Source organism: Silvanigrella sp. (assembly GCF_044369315.1).
Lineage (GTDB): Bacteria > Bdellovibrionota_B > Oligoflexia > Silvanigrellales > Silvanigrellaceae > Silvanigrella.
The window spans coordinates 1-3,597 of record NZ_JBIPMD010000289.1 but is presented as its reverse complement, the minus strand read 5'-3'; the positions used below and the strand labels follow the sequence as shown (position 1 = coordinate 3,597).

The 3,597-nt window shown below is 32.6% G+C and carries 2 protein-coding genes; both read left to right on the top strand.

The window, feature by feature from the left end:
• Window positions 1-109 precede the first annotated feature (109 nt).
• Entirely contained in the window at window positions 110-2,842 is a 2,733-nt protein-coding gene (locus ACIQ56_RS15605; RefSeq protein ID WP_397601966.1) for a hypothetical protein, read from the top strand.
• Window positions 2,843-3,343, top strand: a complete 501-nt coding sequence (locus ACIQ56_RS15600) for a hypothetical protein (protein ID WP_397601965.1) — start codon at window positions 2,843-2,845, stop codon at window positions 3,341-3,343. It abuts the gene before it with no gap.
• Window positions 3,344-3,597: the final 254 nt, after the last annotated feature.

The following is a 3,597-nucleotide window of genomic DNA, read 5'->3' as shown; positions in this document are numbered from 1 at the left end:
CTGACAATTTTAAAAGTCTATTTTCCATCTCCATTTAAATCTCCTCCTCAAAAGGAGATTTAATTCTGGATTTATGCTTTGTAAAAATCACTTATTGGGAGGACACCCATTGGTACCTTCTAATGATATCCACTCTTCCCAAGAAGTTTCAGGTAATGCCCAAGAAAGTCCTTTTCCTGAGCAAGAAGAGTCTATTAATAAAGAAGACTCAACAGCAAAAAATCTGTTGAATGCTAAGAATGCGCTTGTAGTGCGTAGTGCAAGCGATGAAAGCAGCATTACAAGTGATGCATACAATTTTAAAAATTTATCACAAACCGTGGATGCTCGAACAGGAGCTCTTTCCATTTCGTATCAAATTGCAGAAGTGGTAGGGAATGGTTTTGAAGATCCTTCTTTTTCACTATCCATCAACTATTCTTCTCTTTCATCAATTGCGACGAAAGGATTTGGTTTGGGGAAAGGTTGGAATTGGAATCTTACTCGGTTTAATCCCGAAAGTAGGATGATTTCCTTATCAAGTGGGGGTTCCTATAAGGTTGATTTTGGAAAAGGAAACTTAAAGTATTATAAGTTAAAAGATCTTAAAATTACCATTGATAGAAAGCAAAATATTCTCACACTAAAATATAAAGATGGTAAAGAAGAGCAACTGGATCTTGTAAATGGAAACTTAATGAAACTTACCAATGCAGAAGGTCATTCTGCGGAATTTAATTACATTAATAAAAACCGTTTAGAGTCTATTTCTTACAAAAACCCAGTAAATCAAGAAAAACTGAAAAAAATCGAAATTTCTTATTATTCGGATAGCTTAATTGAAGTCAAACGTCATAATGGAAGTGCAAAACCTGCTGTTACGTTACTTACAAAAGGACAAAGTGGATCTATTTTGCATTCTATTGAAGACCCTCTCAAACAAAAAGTAACACTTTCTTACCTAGAGCCAAAGGATAGTGCTGATTTTTCTAAATATTCTTTGATAAAAAAGATCCTTTACCCAACAGGGACATCAATAAATGTCACATATTTAAAGAAAGGTCTTTCTTCTTCAAAAGAAGGATTGTCATTCCCTGCTGTGTCCAAAATTACAACAATTGTTCTTCCTCAATCAGAAAAAAATCAAGAAGAAACAAGTTATTATTATGGTGAAAATGACAACAATAGCAGGAACTATTTAGGTCGTGGTTACCGTTTTGTTAACGATGAAGACCCCTTATTTTTTACTCCTAATAATTACAAATATTATACAATTGAAGAAAAACCAGCTGCAAATGGAAAAATCATTTTTACTATTAGGACTTATAATCATTTTCACCAGCTCATAGAAGAAGAAATACGAGTAAAAAATGAAGGGAATACTCTGCAAAAAAAGGAATTTATTTATCCTGAATGGGCTTCTAGGAATTTTGATGCCCTTGAACCAAACTACAATTTACCCAAAGAAATTCGAACAGCTTACTTTAATGGGAGCAATAGTCGTATCGAATCAATAAAACAAGAATATGATAATTATGGAAATCTGTTGAAAACAGAGGATGCCTCTGGAATTATAACGGAATATAAATATCTTCCCGTTTCCGAGAATTTTAATGGAATTGTTCACCTTCCTCAAAGAATTGTAACAAGTTCTAAATTTGAAAAGTCTAGCAAAATAAAAGAATATGTCTATGAAACTGCAAAAAATGCAGAAGGAAAAGCTTTTCAAAGATTAAAAGCGACAATGAGTAAATATAGCCCGACTTTGTGTAAAATAGAGGAATCAACTTGCGGGACTGTTTATAAAACAGAGATCCACTCTTATGCTGCTCAAATGAATTTAGGGAATGGGACTACATCCATAATTTCTATCCCTTCTTTTACAAAAATTTTAGCTGCAGATAGAGGGAAATGTAAAGTAACACAGTCTCATTATCAATATTCAAGCAATGGAAAGGTAAATACAGTAACAAAGGATTTTGTTGGTTCCATGGTGCAGGCAGAAAAACCAATACAAATGATTACTACTTACAATGCCTTTACGCAGCAGGTAGAGAGAAAAACAACGACACAAAATAAAATTGCTGACATTTCTTATCAATATGATGTCTTAGGAAGAGTGGTTAAAGAAACGGTAGGGCAAAATACCGGAAAACCATCATCTGTTTCTTATCAATATTCTAATCCAGAGTTAGGTAAGAGTGCTCTCCAAGTTATTACGTCTACAGGACAGGCAAATTACATTGTTTATGATTCCTTAGGACGAATTATTGAAAAATATCAGGACCATTACCCAAATCCAGATAAAAAACTTTTTAGCTATGAATATACATTGTCGAATCAAAAAAGAAAAGAAACGGCGTTTAACAAAGATGTAAATGGAGAACATTACAATCTTTCAGTAGAGTATAAGTATGACGCTTTTGGAAGAGAGAAAGAAGTTATTAGTGCCGACAAAACGGTTAAGTATACAGAGTATGATGATGTGGCTTTAACTCAATCCAGTTTTATCAAATCGCTTATAAGTGGTGAGTCTTCACCAAAAAGTTTGGTAAAGTTAAATATTTCAAAAAAACCAGTATCTACTTCTTTATATTCTCCATCAGGCTCACACCATAGTACATCAACGAATCAATATGATGGTTTTGGAAACCTCATTCAATCTGTAGATGTTCTTGGTAATAAAATGCGCTATGAGTACGACTTAAAAGGTAATAAAATAGCAGATATTTATAATGATGGAAAGCGAATTCATTATGTTTACGATGTTTTGTTTGAAGATCAAATCACGGAAAAAAGTGTTACAACTTCAGATGGAAAGAATATTTTATTAGGTCAAAGAAAATATAATGAATTAGGGTAAATGATAACCGATTCTGATCCTTCTGGAAAATCAATTCAATATTTTTATGATAGTAAAGGAAATAATGTAAAACAAATATTACGATCTGGTAAAGAAATACTTTTTACTTACGATGATTTCAATAACCTTATCAAAAAAGAAGTTTTGGGTGATACGAAATCTTTAGTAGAATATACTTATGATTCCAATAACCAGCTTATTCGCATGAAAGACAGTTTAGGAACCACAACCTATGATTATTTTAGGGATGGAAAATTAAAAAGTAAAACGCATCCTGATAATTTAAGTCTAACTTATAATTATGATTTACAAGGTAACCTCATAGAAAGTAAAGATATAGAAGGTAACAAAACTCGTTTCCATTACAGTCCACTCAATGGAAAACTTATAAAGAGTGAATTTATTAATTTAAACACAGCAAAAACGCTTCATGAAAATTATAATTATGATGGTTTAGGACGTATTAAGCAAAGAAACTTAGCGAATAGTTCGGAAGTTTAGAAAATTTATCACACTATGATGAAACAAGAGATTTGATTCTTTCTTACTCTTATAAATATTATCAAGACTTCAATATAGCAACACGCACCCGAGTGGATAAAGGAAATAAAACAGCTTTTGAAGGATATATTTATGGTGCGCCAAGATAAGTGCGTAAGAACCAGTGAGTGCGAATCTCACCCACGTAAAGATTAGCCATCAGCGTGGAAGTAAGCAGTGCGATTAATAAGGTAACAAATTAATTGAAGCCATTG